The 22,160-nt window shown below is 47.2% G+C and carries 22 protein-coding genes; 13 read left to right on the top strand and 9 right to left on the bottom strand.

Going from position 1 to position 22,160, the window contains the following annotated elements; all coding sequences use genetic code 11:
* The first annotated feature begins 30 nt into the window (after window positions 1-30).
* Window positions 31-603 carry a porin family protein gene (locus H608_RS0108905; protein ID WP_028787373.1) on the top strand — a complete coding sequence of 191 codons (573 nt, stop codon included), beginning with the start codon at window positions 31-33 and terminating at the stop codon, window positions 601-603.
* Between the two features lie 74 nt (window positions 604-677).
* On the opposite strand, the gene H608_RS0108900 is transcribed toward H608_RS0108905, so the two are convergent.
* From H608_RS0108900 to H608_RS23540, 5 genes are all read right to left on the bottom strand, one after another.
* On the bottom strand, window positions 678-1,871 hold the full coding sequence (locus tag H608_RS0108900; RefSeq protein WP_028787372.1) for a DUF3570 domain-containing protein: 1,194 nt from the start codon (window positions 1,869-1,871) through the stop codon (window positions 678-680).
* Window positions 1,872-1,896: 25 nt separating this feature from the next.
* On the bottom strand, window positions 1,897-2,124 hold the full coding sequence (locus H608_RS0108895) for a DUF4266 domain-containing protein (protein ID WP_028787371.1): 228 nt from the start codon (window positions 2,122-2,124) through the stop codon (window positions 1,897-1,899).
* Window positions 2,121-3,071 (bottom strand): FAD:protein FMN transferase, encoded by a 951-nt coding sequence (locus tag H608_RS0108890; RefSeq protein WP_028787370.1) that lies wholly within the window; start codon window positions 3,069-3,071, stop codon window positions 2,121-2,123. The genes H608_RS0108895 and H608_RS0108890 overlap by 4 nt, the downstream gene beginning before the upstream one ends.
* Entirely contained in the window at window positions 3,055-3,492 is a 438-nt protein-coding gene (locus H608_RS21775) for a thioredoxin family protein (protein WP_051268153.1), read from the bottom strand. Before H608_RS21775 ends, H608_RS0108890 begins: the two co-directional genes overlap by 17 nt.
* An 84-nt stretch (window positions 3,493-3,576) precedes the next feature.
* Window positions 3,577-3,960 (bottom strand): hypothetical protein, encoded by a 384-nt coding sequence (locus tag H608_RS23540; protein ID WP_051268152.1) that lies wholly within the window; start codon window positions 3,958-3,960, stop codon window positions 3,577-3,579.
* A 247-nt stretch (window positions 3,961-4,207) separates the two neighbouring features.
* Between H608_RS23540 and H608_RS23535 the strand changes: the two genes are divergently transcribed.
* Window positions 4,208-5,482: a DUF3108 domain-containing protein gene (locus tag H608_RS23535; RefSeq protein ID WP_155990102.1), complete on the top strand. Its 1,275-nt coding sequence runs from the start codon at window positions 4,208-4,210 to the stop codon at window positions 5,480-5,482.
* Window positions 5,483-5,602: 120 nt separating this feature from the next.
* Here the strand turns inward: H608_RS23535 and H608_RS0108870 are convergent, their stop codons facing one another.
* Window positions 5,603-6,124, bottom strand: a complete 522-nt coding sequence (locus H608_RS0108870) for a GNAT family N-acetyltransferase (RefSeq protein ID WP_028787368.1) — start codon at window positions 6,122-6,124, stop codon at window positions 5,603-5,605.
* A 266-nt stretch (window positions 6,125-6,390) separates the two neighbouring features.
* Between H608_RS0108870 and H608_RS0108865 the strand changes: the two genes are divergently transcribed.
* The 7 genes from H608_RS0108865 to H608_RS0108835 all read left to right on the top strand — a co-directional run bounded on the left by H608_RS0108865 (window position 6,391) and on the right by H608_RS0108835 (window position 15,704).
* A complete protein-coding gene (locus H608_RS0108865; RefSeq protein WP_028787367.1) occupies window positions 6,391-8,322 on the top strand; it encodes a hypothetical protein in 1,932 nt (643 codons plus the stop codon).
* Between the two features lie 281 nt (window positions 8,323-8,603).
* A complete protein-coding gene (locus H608_RS0108860) occupies window positions 8,604-9,233 on the top strand; it encodes a hypothetical protein (protein ID WP_155990101.1) in 630 nt (209 codons plus the stop codon).
* A 64-nt stretch (window positions 9,234-9,297) separates the two neighbouring features.
* Window positions 9,298-9,771 carry a hypothetical protein gene (locus H608_RS0108855; RefSeq protein WP_028787365.1) on the top strand — a complete coding sequence of 158 codons (474 nt, stop codon included), beginning with the start codon at window positions 9,298-9,300 and terminating at the stop codon, window positions 9,769-9,771.
* A gap of 19 nt (window positions 9,772-9,790) precedes the next feature.
* Window positions 9,791-9,982 (top strand): CsbD family protein, encoded by a 192-nt coding sequence (locus H608_RS0108850; protein ID WP_028787364.1) that lies wholly within the window; start codon window positions 9,791-9,793, stop codon window positions 9,980-9,982.
* Window positions 9,983-10,014: 32 nt separating this feature from the next.
* Entirely contained in the window at window positions 10,015-10,401 is a 387-nt protein-coding gene (locus tag H608_RS0108845) for a hypothetical protein (protein ID WP_028787363.1), read from the top strand.
* 205 nt (window positions 10,402-10,606) lie between these two features.
* Window positions 10,607-11,731: a serine hydrolase domain-containing protein gene (locus tag H608_RS0108840; protein WP_028787362.1), complete on the top strand. Its 1,125-nt coding sequence runs from the start codon at window positions 10,607-10,609 to the stop codon at window positions 11,729-11,731.
* A 97-nt stretch (window positions 11,732-11,828) separates the two neighbouring features.
* Window positions 11,829-15,704: a beta strand repeat-containing protein gene (locus tag H608_RS0108835; protein WP_028787361.1), complete on the top strand. Its 3,876-nt coding sequence runs from the start codon at window positions 11,829-11,831 to the stop codon at window positions 15,702-15,704.
* Between the two features lie 72 nt (window positions 15,705-15,776).
* Here H608_RS0108835 and H608_RS0108830 read toward each other — a convergent pair whose 3' ends face one another.
* Entirely contained in the window at window positions 15,777-16,163 is a 387-nt protein-coding gene (locus H608_RS0108830; RefSeq protein WP_028787360.1) for a VOC family protein, read from the bottom strand.
* A gap of 149 nt (window positions 16,164-16,312) precedes the next feature.
* On the opposite strand from H608_RS0108830, the gene H608_RS0108825 reads away from it, so the two are divergent.
* Genes H608_RS0108825 through H608_RS0108810 form a run of 4 tightly spaced genes read left to right on the top strand, consistent with a single transcriptional unit; the run spans window position 16,313 to window position 19,176 of the window.
* Window positions 16,313-16,819, top strand: coding sequence for a pyridoxamine 5'-phosphate oxidase family protein (locus H608_RS0108825; protein WP_028787359.1), 507 nt, complete (start codon window positions 16,313-16,315; stop codon window positions 16,817-16,819).
* 17 nt (window positions 16,820-16,836) lie between these two features.
* A complete protein-coding gene (locus H608_RS0108820; protein ID WP_028787358.1) occupies window positions 16,837-17,865 on the top strand; it encodes an SDR family NAD(P)-dependent oxidoreductase in 1,029 nt (342 codons plus the stop codon).
* Between the two features lie 9 nt (window positions 17,866-17,874).
* The gene (locus H608_RS21760) at window positions 17,875-18,315 is read left to right on the top strand and encodes a hypothetical protein (protein WP_038007885.1); all 441 of its coding nucleotides are present in this window, start codon (window positions 17,875-17,877) and stop codon (window positions 18,313-18,315) included.
* Between the two features lie 39 nt (window positions 18,316-18,354).
* Entirely contained in the window at window positions 18,355-19,176 is an 822-nt protein-coding gene (locus tag H608_RS0108810; RefSeq protein ID WP_028787357.1) for an ion transporter, read from the top strand.
* A 13-nt stretch (window positions 19,177-19,189) separates the two neighbouring features.
* Here the strand turns inward: H608_RS0108810 and H608_RS0108805 are convergent, their stop codons facing one another.
* Both H608_RS0108805 and H608_RS0108800 read right to left on the bottom strand, forming a co-directional pair.
* Window positions 19,190-20,983 (bottom strand): UvrD-helicase domain-containing protein, encoded by a 1,794-nt coding sequence (locus tag H608_RS0108805; protein ID WP_038007882.1) that lies wholly within the window; start codon window positions 20,981-20,983, stop codon window positions 19,190-19,192.
* A 239-nt stretch (window positions 20,984-21,222) separates the two neighbouring features.
* On the bottom strand, window positions 21,223-22,158 hold the full coding sequence (locus tag H608_RS0108800; protein ID WP_028787355.1) for a DUF6268 family outer membrane beta-barrel protein: 936 nt from the start codon (window positions 22,156-22,158) through the stop codon (window positions 21,223-21,225).
* Window positions 22,159-22,160: the final 2 nt, after the last annotated feature.

Below are 22,160 nucleotides of genomic sequence, written 5' to 3'. Positions count from 1 at the left end.
CATCTATTTTTGCAAACTAAATTGTTTTTTATGAAAAAAACCTTATTTGTTGCGTTGATTGTTGCCCTTTCTCAAGCAGCTTCTGCGCAGATCACGGGCGGCCTTAAAGCTGGTTTGAACATTACCAATTTCAGCGGCGGCCGTTTTGATAATCTGGATAAGCAGGCGCTGGTTGGCTTTCATGCCGGCGGTTTTATGAATTTCCGGCTGGGTGCGATTTCTCTGCAACCGGAAGCCCTGGTTTCTACAGCCGGTGCGAAACTCAAAGATGCTGATACCAGCTTCCGCCTTACCTATGTTACGGTACCGGTGATGGTGAAATTCCGTTCACCCGGTGGATTTTATGTAGAAGCAGGCCCGCAGGTGGGCTTCAAAATTTCTGAAGACATCCCTGACCAGACCTTCCGCAGTTTCGCTAAAAATCTTGACCTCTCTGTTGGTGCCGGTCTTGGTTTCCAGTCTGCCGGTGGTTTTGGTATTGGTGCCCGTTATATGGCGGGTCTGTCTAAAGTAGGCGACTTCGACTCCAATGCCGATTTCGATCCCGATTTCAAAAACAGCGTGATCCAGGTAGGCATATTCTTCGCCCTGGGCGGAAAATAACCAACGCCTGAATAACCTTATTAATAAAATCCCCGGCTTTTGCAGCCGGGGATTTTTGTTAGCTGAACTATGTATCAGCGAAAACGGAGATTCAGCGTCACGATGTTTGCATTCATGGCAATATTTTTTGTGTAATGCCCGTAACGAATTTCGGCCATCGACAATTTCTGAATGCCTGCAATGCCTTTAAGCGGCGTCCAGCGGATACCAGCACCCACAAAATGACTTTGAAAGGTTGACAGATCGTAGTTGCTCGTGTAATAGTCATTAGCAGCAGTATGAACGCCGTAGGGAGCGAAATAACGTGTTCCTGTCTGCGAATAGAAGCGATAGAAGGGCGCAACTGATACGAAAGGATTCAGCTTCACCGGTACTTCCAGGTTGGCGGTATGCGAACGCACGCCCCAACTGTCGGCGTAGTAACGATAATAACCACGCAGGATCACCTTGTCGCCCATAAAATAACTGGCTCTTATTCCCACCGGCAATTTAAACCGGGTGTCCGGTAAATACTCCTGGTGTACGGAGGCGTCGTTAAAATATACACGGTAAAAAGGCAGGCTGAGAAAACCGGATTGCTGCACCACATCCGCCATCAATGCCACCTGCAGCCGCTCATTTACGATCTGCGACCAACTGAGCGCAGCGGCCAGTGTACGACGGTTTTGTTTGGGATAACTTTCGTCCTCCCCGCTGTTGCCTCCGGTACGCAATTCTACAGGTTTGATGTCGGATACCTGGTCAAACAATGCCTGCAAGCGTATATTAAATTCACCATTGCGGTCGTGGGTCTTTTTGGAAAAGCTGCCCGAAACGCCCAGGGATTGATAATCGAATTCACTCGAGTAGGAAAGGCCTGCACCGATTCCGTTTCCTTTCCGGTTGTTTTCCATGGTCCAGTTGAGCGAAGGATAAATTCGCGTATCCGAATGCGAGGCGGAGGAATTTGCTTTCAGATCGATGCGGTCCGAAGAGGCGGAGGTATAATGGTCGATGCCAACTTCCGCATCAAATGTATGCTTGCGGAGCTTCTTGTCATAACTGATGAGTTTTATGTCCAGTGTGTTGGCAATGTCGCTGAGTTTTTGTGAGCCGATGCCACCAGTTACGGCCGCATGTTCACCACTCTGGCTATAATAACTGGACACCAGGTTGATCTCGTCTATTTTAAGTTTACGTGATTTGAATCCGGTGCTGTCGCCGGTCGATTGCGCCCGCAGGTTCAGCAGGCTCATCAGGGCTATAGCACTTAAGAAAATACGTTTCATCTAGAGTAGTTTTAAAATGATCGTCTTAATTACAGCCACAGCCTCCGCCGTTCTTACCGCCGTTGGCTCCCGAAGAACCTTCGCGGTACGACTGGAAATTGAGTTCGGTCTTTTCTGCTTTCCGGTTGCCGAGTGACATTTCGGCGTCGTTGAGTTTGTTTTTTTGGTACTCTTTTACGGTTGTACAGGCGGCCAGCGTGAGCAGGAGCGAGCCTGCGACAAACAGGACGTACTTGTTAAGGTGTGTTTTCATGTCAGGTGAATGTTGTTGGATGAATAGAGATGGTTATCGTCGTCGATAAGAATACAAGCTAGTTCGGGCACCTGGTTCACCAATTCGATGGAGGCCCTTACGCCCATGATCGACAAAGGGGTGGCCATTGCGTCGGACAACTCTGCATAAGGGCTGAATACCGTTACGCTCTTGATGCCGGTGACGGGCAGGCCGGTGCGCGGATTGATGGTGTGGGAATATTTCCGGCCATTGATGAGGACGAACTTTTCATAGTTGCCTGATGTGGCCATGGCCATGCCGGAAACTTTCAGGTAGGAAAATGGGGTGGCGGCATGGTCGGGATGGGCGATGCCTACCGTCCAGGACTCTCCGTTTGCCTGCGTGCCCCAGGCAGTGAGGTCGCCGGAGGCATTGACGATGCCGGAAGCAACGCCCTGCGCAATCAATAACTGCCGCGCTTTATCGGCTGCATAGCCTTTCCCAATGCCACCAAATCCTATCCGCATGCCTTTCTCCCGCAGGAATACGGAGCAGGATGCCTCATCGAGTTCAATGTTGCGGTAGTTAATCAGCTTTACCCTGGCCAGGGCTGTTTCCTTATCCGGAAGACTGGTCATGTGCGTGTCGAAATTCCAGAGCCGTTTGTCTACCGACCCGTAACTCAGGTCAAAAGCTCCCTGCGTAAGACCTGAGATCCGTTGCGCGCGACTGATCAGTTCAAACACTTCACGGTCAACTTTAACGGGTGCAACGCCGGCCATCCTGTTGATCGCATTGGTCTGGCTGTCTTCGCGGAACGTGGACAAAAGGCTTTCTATTCTTTGTATTTCCGCAATCGCCGTTGCTATTTGCTGCATGGCATATTCCTTTTCTCCGGACACAACCGTAATCTCAAATTGATTGCCCATCAATCTTGCCGTCTTTTTATATTCGGCGCTTACATGCAGGTCATTTTCCGTAATCATTCCGGATGGTTTGAAGTGTTGTATAAAATGACTCAATGCCTGAATCAGGAAATCCTTCCCAGGAATGGATGAGTTTTCCGCCGGGGCTGATTACCACCGTAAACGGAAATTTTCCTTCAGGATTAAAACGTGCGGCCAGCGAGTCATTGACGGCACGTACAGCATCTGGCACCATATTCTTCTTACGGCGCGGGAAATCGGCATTGTAAAATCCAAAGCTGGTGGTGGCCTGCCTGAACCGGTCCGTATCGAAAATTTCCTTGTGCATACGCATACACGGCAGGCACCAGTCCGATCCGGAGAAACTGATGACTACTGGTTTATTTTCCTTTAAGGCATTATTCATAATGTCGCTGAAAGCGACAGACTGACTCCACGCCGGCAAAGCCCAGAGGAGGCAGGCACAAATGATCGTTCTCATGTTGAGGTATTAAATAAGGGTAATGACCGGTGAATAAAATCACTGATCAGTTATTACTGCCTAAGCAGTCGGAAGTAGCATAGTTCAGGAAAGACGCGGAGGCTGGAAAATATCCCTTATTGTACCTGCGTGAAGATCCGTGTGGCAGGTGGGGGGATTAACTACAATCACCGGTTCCGGTGTGTCGGCAATTCTCGAAGGAAGAAAGGCCGGTGCGGCCGTGGCCATTACAGGTAAATGTCTACTATTCTTAAACGGAAGATGCTGGTGTTTGGAAGAATGCTTGCCATGGTGGGCGTGATTATTCCAGTAATGCATTGCCAGGAAAGAAAAAAAGCCCGTAGCCGGTTCTGTTTTACGGTGTTCTGTAAAATGATGGTAAATGGCCGGAAATTTCAATAGTTGCCCCGCCTCTGTAGAAGCGAGAAGATAAACGGTCAGCAAAAAGGTGGCGGCCAGTGTTTTCATTTGCTGTGGTCAATATAGATCAAAGAATTGAACTGCCCAATGACCTGGCTCTTTTTTGCAAAGCAATAACAATTGAGGGGCCCCGGCGGCAGACTTATTATTTTTTTATAAAGCAAAAGCTCTTTCAGTTAGTAATTGCCGGTTTTCGGTAGACTGATTCCTGTCGTTGATAGATGATGGCGCTGGGTAAGCCCGTATTGCCGCTAAATTTGTTGCGTTTATTTCTTGGCTAAAAATCCGGAACGATATGCGGTATCTTCTTCTACTATTGACTGTCCTCTTTTCCCAATCTCTGCTTGCACAGGCTCCGGGAAGTCTCTTCGATAAAAAATGGCATCGCTCTGGCCGGTCTGAAATGGCTTATTATTATTTGCAGAATGGGGGCAAAATAGAAATCTGCTCTTTCCGCATAGATGTCAGCCAGCATAATAATCAATTGGTGGTGCACACGATGCTTGCTTTTATCGGGACTAATGATAAATGGGTCGATACGTCTATATCAGATTGGAAAACACTGATGCCTATTTATCGTGCATCGCACAATAAAGAACGCGAATATGCATTGCATTATGGAACAGAAGTGAGGGGTTATTACCTCGATAAAAAAACGAGGCAACGTCATCAGGTGACCGAGCCGGTGGTGAATAGTTTTGTCGATAGTTATACCTATCCCTATTTGCTGGGAATGCTGCCGCTGGCGTCAGGTTACAAAACCGATTTTGCTGTATATGACTACAAACATGGCAATAACAACAATGTAAAAAAGGTGAAAGTGGTGGAAGTAAGAAGCAATACTTACGAAAGCCCCGTCACAGGAAGTCACAAAGTATGGCAGGTGAGTGTGCTGGAAGAGGCAACAGGTGATACCTATGACTACTATATCGACAAGGACAACCGCCGTATCTGGAAAATAGATTTGGTCGCCGGCGGAAAACAATTTCAGCTCATCGATAAAGAAACGGACTACAACCCTTTTACAGCCACATTTGACAAGAACGCCACCATGAAGATGATCACGACCGGTAACAGCGTTGTTACCGGCCAGGTATTTGCACGCGATAACCAGGCCCCTATAAAAGGCATAGCCGTATTGAATATAAACAAGCGGCAGTATGCGTCTAAAGGCACTTCAGTTGTGCTGATTCCTTATACTGCTTACTTTAAAGAATGGCTGAAGCTGAACAAGAAATCCAGGAAAACAGGCCGGGCCATTCCCCTGCCCAAAGATGTGGCGGATTGTATGAAAGTGACGGGTGTTTACGATGACGAGGGCCATTTCGAATTTGTGAACCTGCAGCCGGGAGAATACCTGCTTTATACGGAATTTGAATACGTCCATCAGGCCACGCAAACCGAAGTGGTGGGTTATACAGACACTTATATCAACGGCATGTTTCAGGGCACATCGGCGAATACGGTTTCCCATGATATAGCTGTATCTGCCAAAGCCACGGTGCAGGAAGTGGTGACGATTAAAAAGAACGGCGATAAAGCAACGGTGAAGCTGAAGAAGACAAGGTGAGGGTCAATGGTGAATAGGTGAATGGATATGCACTTGCGGCGACCTGCCTCTTACTCAGGCTGTTTTACTTACTACTTAATACTTACTACTTAATACTCAATACTTAATACGGCCATTTTTTCAGGTCTCCTTATCAATCTCGTATAGAAAATTTATCCTCGGCGTTTCTCCGGGAGCGGCCATATTCTGCTCTCCCGTTTTTGTTGCACCCAGGCGGGCAACTGCTATCTGAGAACGGATATTGTTAGCGCCAACGTGCAGGCGGATAGTAGTGATGAATCGGAAAGCGTAGTCAAACATCAATTCCTTGACAGAGCTGTTGATGCCCTTGCCCCAGCATTTGGTAGCGTAAAAAGTATAACCAACGAATATGCTGTCGGTCTCCGGATCGTAATCATAAAAGCGTGTTCCGCCGATCACTTCGTTTGAATCCTTGTCCACTACTTTGAAAGCGCCGTTACTTTCCATGGCGCCGTCGAAAAACACACGGAATACATCTTCCTGCCAGCGGTCATGGTTCGGATGCTGTTCCCATACTTTGGGGTCGGAGGCAACGGCATACAAGGCAGCGAAATCATTTTGCTGTAAAGGAAAGAGCACAAATCGCTGATTTTCTAATATGGGTTGGGTGTCGAAGCGCATGCTGCAAAGTTAGGGGAGGGAATCGTGAATCGTCAATCGTGAATCGTCAATCGTGAATCGTCAATCGTGAATAGGCTTACAGTTATTAACCTTACGCCTTGCATCCTACGCCTTAGGCCGAAGCTTCGGCCCGAAGTTTCGGCCCGAAGTTTCGGGCCTTACACCTTCAACCTTATTCCTTCCACCTTCAACCTTATTCCTTCCACCTTTTAAAAATCACTGTTTCAGGGGGGCGCTATTCGCGCTGTAGCAGGGAAATTTAGGGCATGAAAAAAATATTCCTGTTACTGTTGATCCTGGTATCCATCGCAGGATATGCACAGCGTACTATTCAGAGCCTGCCGGTTGGTAAAACACTTGGTTTTGCGGAGACCGAAGGATTGTACCTCGGATGGAAAGGTGGTTTGTCTGATCCGAATGTTAAGGTCACCGGCAAAACGCTCAACGGCAGGAATTACACCGCACGGCAGATCGATAATTCCCGCAAATTCATTCAGTGGACGCAGGCCAGTTATACACCAAGAGGATGTTTGGGCATTGCTAAGTATTTTCAAAACAGAAATCCTGACCCAAACCGGCATCCCGGTTCCACTACTTTTTATTATGATCAGGCGATTCCACAGTTGTACGGCGCTTTTTCCTATATGTACTGGCCCGTCGTAAAGAAACCCGACAATACATTCGTGGAGAATGCCAATCATGCCGACCGGGAAAACTGGCTTATCTCGGCCAATCAACTGGAATATCTTACCACAGCCATCAACTGCATTTCAACGCCGGATGAAAATTTCTTTATCATGCCGCGGTATATTCCCGGCGAGCTAAGTGCCGAAGAGTATCCGCTTTCGGCAGACAAGTCGTCTTACCTCAATTTTGATAAACATCCCAATCTCCGGCCGTACCTGCATTTTGTGATTCCGCAGGAATTGGACCTGATCGGTGGTAAAGGAACCTATGTGGTCATCATCACCAAAAACAACCAGCCCCTGCCATTTGAAGGTATCAAGTTCAGTGAGTTTTTTGACCGGTTGGAAAAAAATCTTCCATGGCTTTGCAAAACCTACTACGAACACAACGATTATTATAACAACAAGACACCGGCCGGTGCGTTGGAACGGGCACAAAAAAATCTTGCCCTGATACGGCAGCAGTATAAGAACCGCATGAATGAAGATGCTTATGTCAACCCCATGACCGATATCGGATTTTACAGCATTCATGCGGCGGACAAAGGAATCTGGAGTCCGCTGGAGACCAAAAAAGGCTGGTCGAGTTTTCCGGTCCTGCGTGTGAAAAAAAGTGCGATGGAAGCTTGTAAAACAGACAACCCGCAATGGATAGCCATTTACTGGTCATTAAATATGTCCAACAAAGATGCCTATGTACACATGATGGAGAGTATTTTGAACAATTTCAACTTCAAATATGTGCATGATTATTTTTTCGGTAACGAAAAAGTGATCGTTCCTTATAAGCCGCTTCGTTCGCCTATGGCAGCCTCACCGTCAGAAACCCAATCCCTGCCTGCATCCAGACAAAAAGAGGCGGCATTGAAGAATGCCAATGTTTTATTCTTCGACGATTTTTCCACCGCTGCGGTCAATAGTTATTCGCCCGATTGGAACAGTGACGTTTACTTTAGCAGCGGGAGCAAAGCAAAAGTGAAGGAAATCGCGGGAAATGGCAAGTGGCTGGAACTGGCGTCAAACAGTGTATCTCCAAAACTTAAGTCAAGTTTCTTACCCGATAATTTCAGCCTCAGTTTCGAACTGGCGGTGGAGAAGGGGTTTCCCTATTATGCCAAACCGTTATGGATAAAATTGGTCGGAGAAAAAGAAGAGTCATCGATAGCCGTATTGCAACCCGGTTCTAATGGCAACGAAGGGTTTTTCAGTGCGGATTACTGGCTGGGCGAAGGATATAACAGTGGCGCGTGTAACCAGGCAAATAAAATTGATTATCCATATTACAAAATACCGGGTTTTTCAAATGATAAACCGGCGAATAAGGTAAATATTCAAATAGTCAAAAGAGGAGAAAGTCTTCAATTGCTGGCGAATGGAAGCGAAATCTATGAATGCAGGAAAGCTATACCCGGTTCTTATAAAATCAAAGGGATAAAGTTTGAGGGAGGGGAGAATGGCGGAGGGAATAATAATTTCTATTATTTAGGAAATGTTAAGATTGAGAGGTTGTAAGAAGTAGTAGTAAGTAATAAGTAGTAAGTTATAAGTCAGCAATGTGATAAATCATAGCTACTTATCTTCAAGTAAAGTATTGACGATATTCGGTGTAAGCCTAATACCTATAACTTACTACTTAATACTTAAAACTCTTTCGCAAACGTTTGCTTAAAAGAATGCCGCATTCTGCATTGATCATTACACAAAGGCGCTTGATAATTGGCACAGTTTTTTTATGGATAGCGATACCCTCCGTGACCAAAAATGTATCGTTAATCTATTAAAAAAACATTCGTATGAAACGACTTCATTTTTTGGGACTCACTCTCTTTTTTTCAGTTCTCACCAGTGTATCACACGCTCAAATACAAATAGGCTTACACGGTTCCCGCCTCGAGGGAACAGGTAGCTCGCAATGGGGCGGTGGTGGCCATCTTAAGTTTTTGTTGGGAGATAAACTGGCGCTGGGCGTGGGTGCCAGGGTTTATCCAAAGGACATGAAGACTGAGAAATCGACCATTAACGGTACGGACTACCGTGTGTCGAGAGGCAATACGATCGTACCTGTTACGGGATCGGTTGATTATTACTTCGGTGAAACCGCTTTGCGTCCTTATTTAGGAGCGGACGTTGGGGCATATTTTACCCAACACGTTTATTCTGTTGTAGAGGATAACGGCAGTAGTTCCTATCACAACACTTCCAATAAAAAAACATATTTCGGTGCGGCACCGCGGGCCGGATTAAATGTTGAATTGGGCGCGATCGGTTTATTTGGTCAGGCCGGCTATAACATCCTGTTCGGCTCCGGCAACCAGGACGAAATCAGTGTGCCGGGTGTAACAACCGGTATTGATGCCAAACCAACCGACAAGTTCTGGACATTCGATGTCGGTATCTTTCTCAAATTAGGCCGTAATAAATAACCCTGTTTCTGCCTGACCCACTTTTCCTGTCACCTTTTTTTATTCACCTGATATAATAGCATCTATGAACAAAGCACTTATTGCAGCCATCTTTTTATTACTGACTACACAAGTAAACGCGCAGTATACTCCGCGTGAGTCCATGCTCGGTTTGCGCGGCGGCGGATCCTTCGGTATCACGTACAAAAAGTTTTTCGGAAAGAATTTCGCCTTTGAAAGCGTATTGGGAAATGATTTTCTTTCAGAAGAAAAGCCAGGCGTTTTTGTCAATGCGCTGTTTGAAAAACATGCACCCTTGCTGGGCGATAAATTCTCTGCGTTGATCGGTCTTGGACCCGGCTATCATTTTAAACGCAAGAGCCTGGGTGCCTCCGGTGTCATAGGTGTCGACTGGAGAATCCTGAGAGCGCCCATCAATCTGCAGGCGGACTGGATGCCAACTTATTATTTCAGTGGAGAAAAGAATTTTTCTCCACTGAATGGAGCAGTAAGTATCCGTTATATCCTCAACCGGAAAAAAATGAGCGAAAACAATTAATAACCTAAAAACAACCCAAATGGAAAGCTGGAAATTAAAATTAAAAGGAACCTGGAACGAATTAAAAGGCAAGATCAAGCAACAGTATGCTGATCTGACAGATGATGATCTGCTGAACGAAGAAGGCAAAGAAGATGAACTGCTCGGCCGTTTGCAGCAGAAGACTGGTAAGACCAAAGAACAGGTAAAAGAATGGATCGACAAACTTTAATCTCAATTAAACATTTTTTTAAAAGTTAACTTATGAAAAATTTCCTTAAGTATTTCTCTATCGTGGCTGTAGTATTAATGGCCGGTATGGTATTCGTGTCGTGCAGCAAAAATGACGACCCCGCCGACAACGACGTATTTGTTGGTACTTACAACGGCCGTGTGACCTACCAGAATGGATCCGAATCCAAATCCAACGACAATGGCAAGGTGACTGTCGTGAAGGTCGGAAGCGATTATAATTTTGTTTTTTCGGATGGTATACCTGATCTGACAGGCGTACGCTTTAGAAAGGATGGCGACAACACGGTTGTTTCCATTGACGAAGACGTGACCAAAATCATCCGTATCACCGCCAGCAAATTAACCATCGGTTACGCAAAAGATGGAGCTACCTGGACGGCGGATTGCAACAGATAATCTTTCCTTAGTTTTAATAATGACTGTCCCGGTTCCGGGACAGTTTTTTTATGGATGGTACAGCTGGCTATTGTTCAGTTGACGAAAATATCAGCAAATAAAAAAATCCATGAGCGGTAATGCTATTCAGGCGTATGATACTATTTTTGGGGCATCGGGTATTAAAACATTGTAAATGAATTTTTAACAGCAAATTTTTTTTACAATGAATTTTAAATTATTGTTGCTTACGCTACTGTTTCCCTTCTTTTGCCTTGCGCAAAAAACAAATCCTGAAATTGACCGCTATATAAAAAAAGAAATGCAGGAACTCGGTATACCCGGGGTGGCCGTGGCAGTGGTAAAAAACGGCAAAGTACTGCACAGCAATACTTACGGAATAGCCAATATCGAATACAATCTTCCGGTAACCACCAGCACAACTTTTCAGATCGCGTCCGTCAGCAAGCTTTTTACCTCAACACTCGTGATGAAATGGATACAGGAGAAAAAACTGGATCTTGAAGACGGGATCAATCGATATATTTCAGTTGTACCGGCTATATGGGAGCCCATAAAAATCAAACACCTGCTGGCCCATGAGGGGGGCATTCGCTGGCCATCGACGCTGGGCGGTTACCTCGGCACCGTGGCCGCAACCGGTGTGCGCGTACTGCCACTGGACACGCTGGTTCAGCAATTGAAAGACTCGACCCTGGTATTTGAGCCCGGCACAAAACAAATGTACCAGAACGGCGATTATTTTGTACTGCAATATATACTGGAGAAAATAGGAGGTAAACCCATCGAACAGGTTTTTAAAGAAGAGTTGTTTACCCCGCTGGGCATGGCCAGCAGTGGTTTTGATGTGGAGGTGAGGAGTCATCCCTATCAAACGATGTTGCCGGTAGCAAATAAGTCGCAGAACTTTACCAAAGGAAAGAACGGTCCGCTCATCTTTAAAGGATTTTATTCGCCTGCCTCATATTGTGCCGGGGGAATGTTTTTATCTGTCAGCGATGCAGTGAAATGGGCAATTGCATTGGACCGGGAAGTCTTTATTAATAAAACTATCCAGGAGCAGATCACGCGCAGCACAACTGTCAAGGGGGGCTTTACACAACTCGGCTGGACAATACAGGATAACGAAGGCCATGTAATGACCGGTCACAGCGGCGGTCCAGGTTTGGCGGACGTTATCCGTTTCCCTGAAGACAAGTTGACCATCATTGTGCTGAGCAATTACGCCGATATGTATCCCTACATGGCGCAGACTATCGCGAAGATGTATGTCCCCGCGATTAAACTCCAGGAGTTACCAAAGTCTTTTGACAGAGGATTGGCCAGGTGAGGAGGCATGATCAAATATTTTTTTTTCGGACTAATGGTTTTCTCTCAATTCTTGCATAACTTAGGTTCACTTTAACAACCACCACTACTGCACTATTATGAGAAAAGTCTACCTCTTCCTGGCTGTGCTATGCCTGGCAGCCACCACCGTTATTGGTCAGAATGTAGCTAATTACAGCTACGCAACGACTACCACAGGCTCTCTCACCAACATGGCAACCGGAACTACGCAACTGATCGCCGCCGATCAGGATGATGCTGCTTCGGCCATTACCAACATCGGGTTCGAATTTTTTTTCCAGGGTATACGTTACACGCAATTCAGTGTTAACAGCAACGGAACCTTGCGGTTAGGTGCCACGGCTGTCGGTAGTACGCTGTATGACCCGCTGGCACAGAACGCGCAGGCATTGATTACAGCTTACGGTACCGATCAACGTACCCACAGTTCCGGCAAGGTGCACTACCGGGTAACCGGCACATCTCCTAACAGGAAACTGATCGTCGAATGGCTCAATATGCAGGCCGACTTTAATGCGGGCGGTACAGCCAACGTCACTTACCAGGTAAACCTGTATGAAACATCGGGCGTGATTGAGTTTATTTACGGCAGCGTGAATATGAGTGCTGCGGGTGCGGCGGATGCCAATTCATCATCACCACAAATAGGCTTTTCTTCGGGTAATGCGATTGGTACGGTAGGTTCGGTTACCGCTGCACAAAGTGGCACACCCGCACCAACCTATAACAGCGGCAGCGCCAGTCCCGTTAATAACCTGTATACTGCCGGTGCCGTTCCTGCATTAACCTCCGCTGCTGATGGCTCAAGAAGAACATTCAGCTTTACACCACCTGTTCCAACCGGTGCATCGGCATTGTCCTTCACGGCTGTCGCGCCTACGGGTATGACACTGAACTGGACTGACAACGCCTCCAATGAAGTTGGTTACGTTATTTACCGGTCAACCGATGGAATCAATTACAGTTTTGTAAACCAAGTGGCCGCTAATTCCGTGTCTTCAGTACAAGCCGGCCTGTTTGAGAATACCTCTTATCAATGGAGGGTTTACGCCGTAACGGAGGGCGCACTGAGTACTGTGTTGAGCGGTACCCAGGCGACGCCTGCCGCACCTACGATTACGTCCAACGGAACAGGCGGAGGTCTCTGGAGCGCCGCAAGCACCTGGACCGGTGGCGCGATTCCCACATCCAACGATAAAGTGATCATCGTAAATGGCGATGTAGTAACGATAGATATTGCCGGCAATGCCTATGACCTTACCGTGGGCGGAGGCGCTTCCGGTACGCTTCAGTTTGAGGCTGCCACAGCAAGGGCACTTACTGTTTACAACAACGTTACAGTAGCCGCAGGCGGTCTGTTGCAATCGGCAACCACTGGTACTGTTACAACCCATAACCTGTCTGTTGGAGGCAACCTTACCAATAACGGTACGCTGGATTTCAGCACGGCTACCGATGCTGCCGCTGCGACCATCACTTTTACCGGTACCAATGACAATACGTTTGGCGGTACAGGTAGTGTCACCGATATCCGTCAGATCACTATCAATAAAGGCACCACCAACGTACCTGTTCTTGAACTGAATCCTTCCAGTTTCTCCGTGAGAGGAAGTGTGATCGATGATGTGACAGGCGGTTTCCTTGTGCTTACCAATGGTACGTTTAAAATTTCCGGCACCTTTACTTACACCGGCCGTGTCTTCAGTGCGGCCGCTTATACCATTCCCGCCACAAGTGGTGTATGGTTGAATAATCCCAACTTTACTATCGCCGCCCAGGCAGGTAATGCTGTCAACAACGGCCTTATGCGGGTAAGCAGCGGAACCTGGAATATCGGTACCACCAACGCGCACACGGTCACCGGCGCAGCAGGGGCAGCCTTTAACATTGCAGGAGGAACGCTTAATATTGCCGGCAGGTTGAATCCTTCTACCGCCATCAGCTATACCCAAAGCGGTGGCGTGGTGAATGTGGCTACAGTCGGCAACTCCGGAAGCGGCACAACGAATGGTTCTTTTACCATACCCGCATCCGCTACTTTTACCATGAGTGGCGGTAATATCAACATGGTACAGGCTTGCACCGGCGCTACCCCTGTCGATTGGATCGTCAGTACTGCCGCATTCAATTATACGGGCGGCACGTTAACCGCGGGAACGGCCGCGACCGCTACCAATTTCAATTTCCGCATACGCGGTAATATACCCAGCCTCGTAGTGGACAATACAACAAACTCCAAAACAGCCACAGCAGGTGCCCAGATCAACCTGCAGGGATCGACTACCATTACCCCTGGCGCTACACTGGTGATTAACGGACAGGTTTGCCTGGTAATAGGTTCGCCTTTTACTAATAATGGCACCTTAACAGGTACTGCTGCCAGCACGCGTTTCTATTTTCTCACGGGTTCAGGTCCTGTAACGTACTCGGGTTCAGGCGTTGTTACCGCACCTCTTACTGCATTTGAAGTAGATAATACCGCAGGCGTTGTAATTGACCCTGCCGTAAACCAGATCGTGACATTACGTTTTAATAATTTCAGCGGCGGTGTTACCAATGCCAACAAACTCACCATCGGCAACGGTGGTACTACTACCGGAACTGTTCAATTGGGTGTAGCAGGTGTGACTTCAACCGTTACCGGTTTTGATGTGCCCCCTGTCTTCAATCCGGGAACCGGTGGTGTGAATTTAATCTACGCGCCCGAACTGACCACCAGAACAACCGGTCCGGAAGTACCGCCCTCACGCACATTGAATGTATTCAATGTCGGCAATCCAAACGGTGTTATCATAAATGGTGGCGACATCACCACCAATACACTGGTAATGGGAGGGGGAAATATTACCACCGGGAGCAACCTGCTTACTTTAGGAACTTCCGCTGCAGCACTTGGTACTTATACTTACACGAGTGGTACGATCGTCGGCCGCTTCAAACGTTGGATCGGCACCGCTACCGGCAACTTTGATTTTCCGGTAGGTATTGCCACGGCAAAGCGTAATGCTTCCATCAACTTTACGGCCGCCCCCTCCGCCGGTGGTTCGCTCACCACACAATGGGTATCCAGCCCCGGTGGCAGCAACGGCCTTCCATTGACAGAAGGAGCCATCACCATCACCAATACTTCTAATGACGGCTACTGGCGTGTATTGGCCGACGACGGATTAACCGGCGGTACTTATACCGGAACCTTCACCGCAACAGGCATTGCCGACGTAACGGATGTCACACAACTGGTACTGACGAAAAGAACAAATACTTCTGCTCCATGGGTATTCGATGGTACGCATGTAACCGGCAGCGGTAGCAATGCGGCACCGATTCTCTCCAGAACCGGCATGTCCGGATTCTCCGAATTCGGTATCGGCGGCACATTTGCAGTCTTGCTTCCGGTTAACCTGTTGTCTTTCTCCGGTGAACAAACCGGCGATGTCAATCAACTTTACTGGACTACTGCAAGCGAACAAAACAACCAGGGATTTGAAGTACAGCGTTCTCAAAACGGAACAGATTATACCGTGCTTGGTTTTGTGAATTCACGTGCTTCCAATGGCAACAGTGGCATCAACCTGGATTACAGCTATACCGATGGAAATCCTGCCGGTACGGTGCAGTACTACCGGCTGCGCCAGGTAGATCGTGATGGCAGAAGTAAATTCAGCAATGTGATCCAGATAAAAGGTAAGCAAGCTGCCAGACTCACTATCAGCAGTGTGTATCCAAATCCTGCCAGAAACGAAATCACACTTTCTATTACTTCTCCCGTAAGAAGCACCGTTACTGTAAGTATTATTAACATGAATGGACAAACCATGGGGCAGCAGACAATTGCTATCGGAACCGGAAGCAACAGCCTCCCTGTAAATATCAGCAACCTGCCTGCGGGGTATTATATGTTCAAATTAACAAGCGAACACGGGTCTGCCGTTACGCGTTTTGTAAAACAATAAAGGCATAACATATATGAAAAACTAAATCCCACCAGTGATGGTGGGATTTTTTTATTGGGAAAAATAAATTTATCACATCTGGAAAACATTGTACCGGTGACCGTCGGGATCGGCAAATACAAAACCATAATAGTTGTCGCCGAATACTTCCGGTTGGGAAATGATGGTGCCTCCGGCTTCCCGTATTTCTTTTTCCCAGGCATCCACTTCGGCCCTGGTACCTGCTGAAAGCGTAAAAATAATTTCATTGCCGGCTTTTGCATCAACTACTGGTCCTTTCATCGCCGGCTCGAGTATGTCTTTCAGGAAAAAATGGATAATGAAATCATCATCACCAAAGAAGAAACTGGTCAGTTGATCGGACGAGCCATTTGATTTAAAACCGAGTTGTTTGTAAAACCTGGTGGTGCGTTGCAGGTCACTTACCGGGAAGTTGGCCCATATTTTTTTTGAATGCATGATCTGGAGTTTTAATCAGACTCAAAGATCAGCCATAAACCTGCCAAACAAGGTGGGGCAATGCGAAAAAATGTGGGGCATTTGCGGCATTTTTTATTGGCATTGGGTTTGGTTGTATTTCTACTGTTGCTAACCATAAAAATAAAACTATGAGCACTGAAAACCTGCACAACGACGAAGCCCGTGAAAAACTTAAAGACCTGGTCAACAAGATCGATGTCGGCATTTTATGTACTTATCCTACTGATCAGCCGTACGTACATGCCGTGCCCATGAGCCGCCAGGAAGTGGACGAAGAGGGGAATATCTGGTACCTTTTTTCTTCGGAAAGTGACACTTTCAAACACTTAAAGCAAGATAACAAGGTCAGCATTTTATTTTCCCAGGTAAGTGATTACAGCTTTTTAAGCCTCAACGGTGTGGCAACCGTTTCACAGGATAAAGCCCGTATCGAAAAGTACTGGAACAAATTTGTAGAAGCCTGGTTTGAAAAAGGCAAAGAAGATCCGCGTATCCGTGTGATGAAGGTGCAGGTAGATGATGCGCACTATTGGGATAATAAAACCAGCAAACTGGTTACCCTGCTGAAAGTGGCCGCCAGTGCCGTAACAGGTAAGAAACTGGATATCGGCAGGGAAGGAGAATTGAATGTATAACCGTCAATATACTCCTTATGCGTAATAGCAATCCCTCCGGGCCGTCGAATGCCGGCAGGTCAATCGGTCTGGTGCTGGCATTGGCATTTATTTCCCATAAAATTTACCGGCAACTGATGAAGATCAGTTTGCGTAACAAAGTAGTGCTGATAACCGGCGGTGCCCGCGGATTAGGACTCGCCTTGGCACGCGAACTTGCATCAAAAGGTGCGTCGCTCGTTTTGTGCTCGCGTACCGCAGACCAGTTGGAGCAGGCCCGCCAGGAATTGGAGGCCAGGGGTTGTCCCGTATTTACCATGGTCGCCGATGTGCGGGATGAAAACCAAGTGGCGGCATTATTTCAACAAAGCATACTTCGCTTAGGACGAATTGATATGCTGATCAACAATGCAGGCGTAATGATGGTTGGCCCGCAGAATGTGATGGACGTAGATGATTTCAAAGATGCAATGGAGGCCAACGTCTGGTCTTCACTTCATACGATTAAAGCGGCCCTGCCCATTTTCAAAAATCAGCGACAGGGACATATCGTGAATATCTGCTCTATCGGCGGAAAATTTGCGGTGCCGCATATGTTGCCTTACAGCGTAAGCAAATTTGCCATGGTCGGTTTGTCGCAAGGACTGGCAGCGGAGCTTGCAAAGGACAGGATAAAAGTCACTACTGTGATACCGAACTTAATGCGCACCGGAAGTCCACGCAATATTACCGTCAAAGGAAATCATGAGGTCGAATACGGTTGGTTTAAATTGGCGGGTTCATTTCCCTTGGTTTCACAAAATGCGGATCAGGCTGCCCGGCAAATTGTAAAAGGGATCGAGGCTGGCCGCAGCGAGATCGTACTCACCTTCACGGCAAAATTTGTGAGCGCCGTACAGGGGATTTTTCCCGGAGCAATGGGAACGATTGCAAAGCTCATGAATGCGTTGTTGCCACGAAGTGAAAATACCGCTGTTAAAAAAGGATGGGAAGCTGAAACGAGGCTTACGCATGGTATGATCGGTACCATCTCAGACAAGGCAGCAGAAAAATACAATCAATATTAAATAAATAGCATGCTCAAAAGTTTAATAGGCGGTCTTGCGGGTGCAATAGCGCTTAATCTCATTCATCAGTTGGTAAAAAAAGTGGATCCTGATGCCCCGCAGATCGACAAGATCGGGGAGGAAGCACTTTCGGAAACAATGCTGGCGGCAGGCCAAACACCGCCGGAAGGAAAAGCATTGTTCAATGCCACGCTGGCTTCGGATATCGCAGCCAATACCATTTACTACAGCCTGATCGGTTGCGGTAGCCGCAAGCACTTGTTACGTCGCGGTGTGATGATGGGAGCCGCTGCAGGTATCGGCGCGCTGACGCTGACCAAACCGCTGGGCCTCGACGATGAACCGGTGAATAAAACCAGTAAAACGCAGGCTATGACCGTAGGCTGGTATCTGCTGGGAGGAGTAGTGGCAGCATTGACGATTGACGCACTGGGCAAAAACAAGAAATAAGAAGGCTTACATTTGGATGAATAAGCCATCTGCATAACTATGGAGACAACAACGCAAAAAGACTGGCGGTTCCGCTTGCATGAAGTTATTTACGAATCCAACACGCCCGCCGGCAAAGCTTTTGACCTCTCACTTCTTGTAGCCATTTTTACAAGCATTATCGTGGTCATGCTTGATAGCGTCGAAAGCTTGCACCAGCGTTATGGAAGAGAATTCCTGATCGCCGAGTGGGTGTTTTCCATTTTATTTACCGTTGAATATATTTTACGGCTGATCAGCATCCGCAAGCCCTGGCGGTATGTCTTCAGTTTCCTCGGCATCATTGATCTCATAGCGCTGATTCCTTCTTATCTCGGGATTTTCTTTGCCGGCGCACAATCACTGCTGGTGTTTCGTGCCCTGCGTTTGCTCAGGGTGTTCCGCATATTCAAGCTTGGGCACTTCCTGACGGAAATCCAGTTTCTGAAACAGGCATTGAAAGGCAGCTTGAGAAAGATTTCGATCTTTTTGCTCACCGTATTGACGATAACGGTGATCCTGGGTTCCATCATGTACCTGGTGGAGAAAAGGGAGAATGGATTCAGCAGCATTCCGGAAAGTATTTACTGGGCTATCGTTACAATTACCACGGTTGGCTATGGCGATATATCCCCGATAACGCCGCTCGGAAAATTTGTGGCGTCCATCGTGATGCTGACGGGTTATGCGATTATCGCCGTGCCTACGGGCATTATCACGCACGATATCGCGATGGCCGCCAGGAAAAAGAAAGAATTACCCGAATCCTGCCCCAATTGCAGCCTCGAAGGCCACGACAGTGATGCGCTTTTCTGCAAACATTGCGGTTATTCATTGTTTTAATGAACGCTTCGCATTATTCTGTAAAATAATTCAGTTTCTTCAGGCGTGAAATAATGGCGCCTTTGGTTCTGCCGAAATGATCCGCTATGGCGCTGATCGGATTATCACTTTCGTATAGATACCGGAGCTCTTCGTCCTGGTCGGAAGTCCAGGGTTTGTAGGCATCCCTGGATATCTCTCTTTGTTTGGCAACGGTGTATGCTTTCTCCTTAATCTGTTTAATATTTCCCGCGCCTGACCGTTTTGTTTTGTGGTCTGTAAAAGCATTTTCCTGCCGTTTGTCCTCTGTCTTGATAACTTTTATCAATGCAGAAGACGGGAAGTTCTCCGGTAATAATGCCTCGGGAATATGAAGGATGTTTTTCGTACGGGTGACGGCTACATACAGCAGGTTTATTTCTTCGTTTAGTTTCGACGTATCAGTATTTTCTTTTTGACCGTTCTTCGCTCTTTCGAGGTCGGCTTCTTTGATAAAATCACCGGCGAGGTACACTACATCGTATTCCATTCCTTTTGCCCGGTGTACGGTGGAGAAAATCATCTCCGCGTTGTCACGGCTGTCGTCGCCGGTATGCAGGTCCTTAAGCCGTTTTAAAATGGCCGGGATTTCGTTGCCGTATTCTTTTACGATGCCGGCCATCATGCCCAACTGCACGTCTTCCGTTTTTTCCACGTAGTCTTCCAGGTCATCGAGGTCATGCATCGACTTGATCAGCTTGTCGCGTACGCGGTCGTGATTGTTGTTGTAAAGGCTCAGCACATCGTAAAGAGAGGCGCCATCATCCGCATAAGTGTAGGAGTTGATATTGCCTTCGAAGTATAAATGTTTGGTCTTTGGATTATCCGTGATGAAATCAATGGCGCTCAGCAAGAGTCCGAGATTGGTCCGGGCGATGGTTGCTTTTGATTTTTCTGCGGTGGAAGAACCTTTACCCCTGATAAGAACAGGCGTATATTTTTTCAAATGTTTTTTCCATTTGAGTAATTCGTTGGCGAGGTTGGCGATGGGTTGCTGAAAGCGGAAGCTGGCGGAAAGGTGCAATGTTTGAAAATCCGTTTTCTCCAGCGAATTGACCGCATACCGCCAGCCATAGATTTGCTGGTGGGTGTCGCCGACGATCACCTTAACAGCTTTTTGGTTTAAAAAAACGCTCAGCATGGCGCCCGATGCATCCTGTCCTTCATCAAAAAGTATATAGTCATAAGGCAATACCGGCCTGGACAATTGGAATTTTTTCAGGTAAAAATCATGGGTGATTTCGATTTCTCCCTTGTCCATTTTGCTTAAGAACAGGCGGGTGCCGTCTTCGATATATTTATAAAACGAATGGACAAAAGATTGGGCGTTTGGATCGTTAACGGTGTCGAGATAATTCAGTTCCTGCACTTTGGCTTTGTCGCTGTTGCAGAAATAGCTGATGAACTTGCTGATATGATTAGCAATGATGTATTCGGTATGTTTTTCTCCGTTGCCACGCAGGCCGAGCAGCTCCACGATTTCGTGCATTTTATAGCCGCTGGCTTTCAGGGAATAATGATTGCTTCGGAAAATATGTTTGTAGGCCAGCGAATGGGCGGTCTCGACCTTTACGTTGGTAAGATTTTTTGCCGCAAATTTCCGTTGCGCTTCCAGTTTGACGGATTTGTTGAAAGCCAGGTAAAGGATTTTGGATCCGGCGGGTCTGGACGCGGCGTATTCGATCAGCGTGGTGGTTTTGCCGGAGCCGGCCACGGCGTTGATCCGGATGTCTCCGGTGGATTGGATAATAGCCTTTTGTTCGTCTGTTAACTTTCTCTCCTGCGTCATTTGAAACAATCTTAAGCGGTGCAAGTTAAGAAGAGTTAGCCGTGTGGCGATGGGAAAATCACGTGACGAAAGGGGGGAAAGTCAATAAGTCAATAAGCCAATAAGTCAATAAGTGAATGGGGGTGCTCGCCGAGGTTCCCGAAGGAGATGCCTGAGGTGCTCGAAGGAGCGAACCAACCGCTAAAAAGCCAACACTTATTTACCGGGGAATAGTCCAAAACCATTCCCCGGTAAATAATTTACTTCAACTGCCAGTTTATACCCGCATGAACAAACCAATTGCTGCCGAGTCCATGATAAGGGTAACTGGTAAACATTTTCTCTAATTTCTTTTCGCTGTAAGCAAAACTTCGCAGCGCAGTAAAGCCGGCTCCACCTGTCCAGCCGATGCGCCCGTGTTGTTGTTGCAGGTTGAGTTCAAAAGGAAGTTGCCAGTAATTCATCAACCGGTTAGGGATGGCGCGCGTAGTGGTAACGTCGTACGAAACGGCCTGCGGACGAAAGGCAAATTCTGCGGTCAGTTGTTTTTTCAGTTGATAAGCGATGCCTATTTTATACGCAATGCCTTGCGCTTCGTCCGGCACGCGGATGTCAAGCTTGAATTTGCGGCCGAATTTCCAATCGGCTGTTAACGCCGGCCAGACCATTGGTGTGCCAAACTGGTTATGCACAATAACACCAACGCCGAGCCGGAAACTTTTGGAGAATTGTTTCAGAAAGACCACCCCGCCGGTGAGAAATACATCGTTGAAATCAACTTCGCGGAAATCGGTGTTGACTCCCGCGTTGATAAACAAAGTATACGCCCAGTTGCGTTTCAATGTGGAATAATAATTTATTCCCAATGCGGATGCGAAAAGATTGACCGGCAGGATTTGACGGGTATAATCCGTGTTATTAAAGTGAGTGTATCGCAAATGCCCTGAAGCGCCCAGGTTGCGGATTTTACCGGAGGATGTATCTATGCGTAGAAAGAGGGGCAGCTTACCGGAGAGATTTATTTCCTGCTGACTGCTTTTTCCTTTTTTTTTACTGCTATCGGGCGGTGCCTGGTATTTTGAAGCCGGGCTATGATAGATGTCCAGTTTGATCTCGGGTTGCTGAGCTGCTGCGGGAATCACGCCGTAAAGAGCGGAGAGCAGAAGCACCATGCGGCCTTTTTTGGGTATTGCCATTT

This window comes from Terrimonas ferruginea DSM 30193 (genome assembly GCF_000425585.1).
In the GTDB taxonomy this organism is placed as follows: Bacteria; Bacteroidota; Bacteroidia; order Chitinophagales; family Chitinophagaceae; genus Terrimonas; species Terrimonas ferruginea.
Note: the sequence above shows the minus strand (reverse complement) of the source record. Positions and strands in the feature narration are given on the sequence as shown.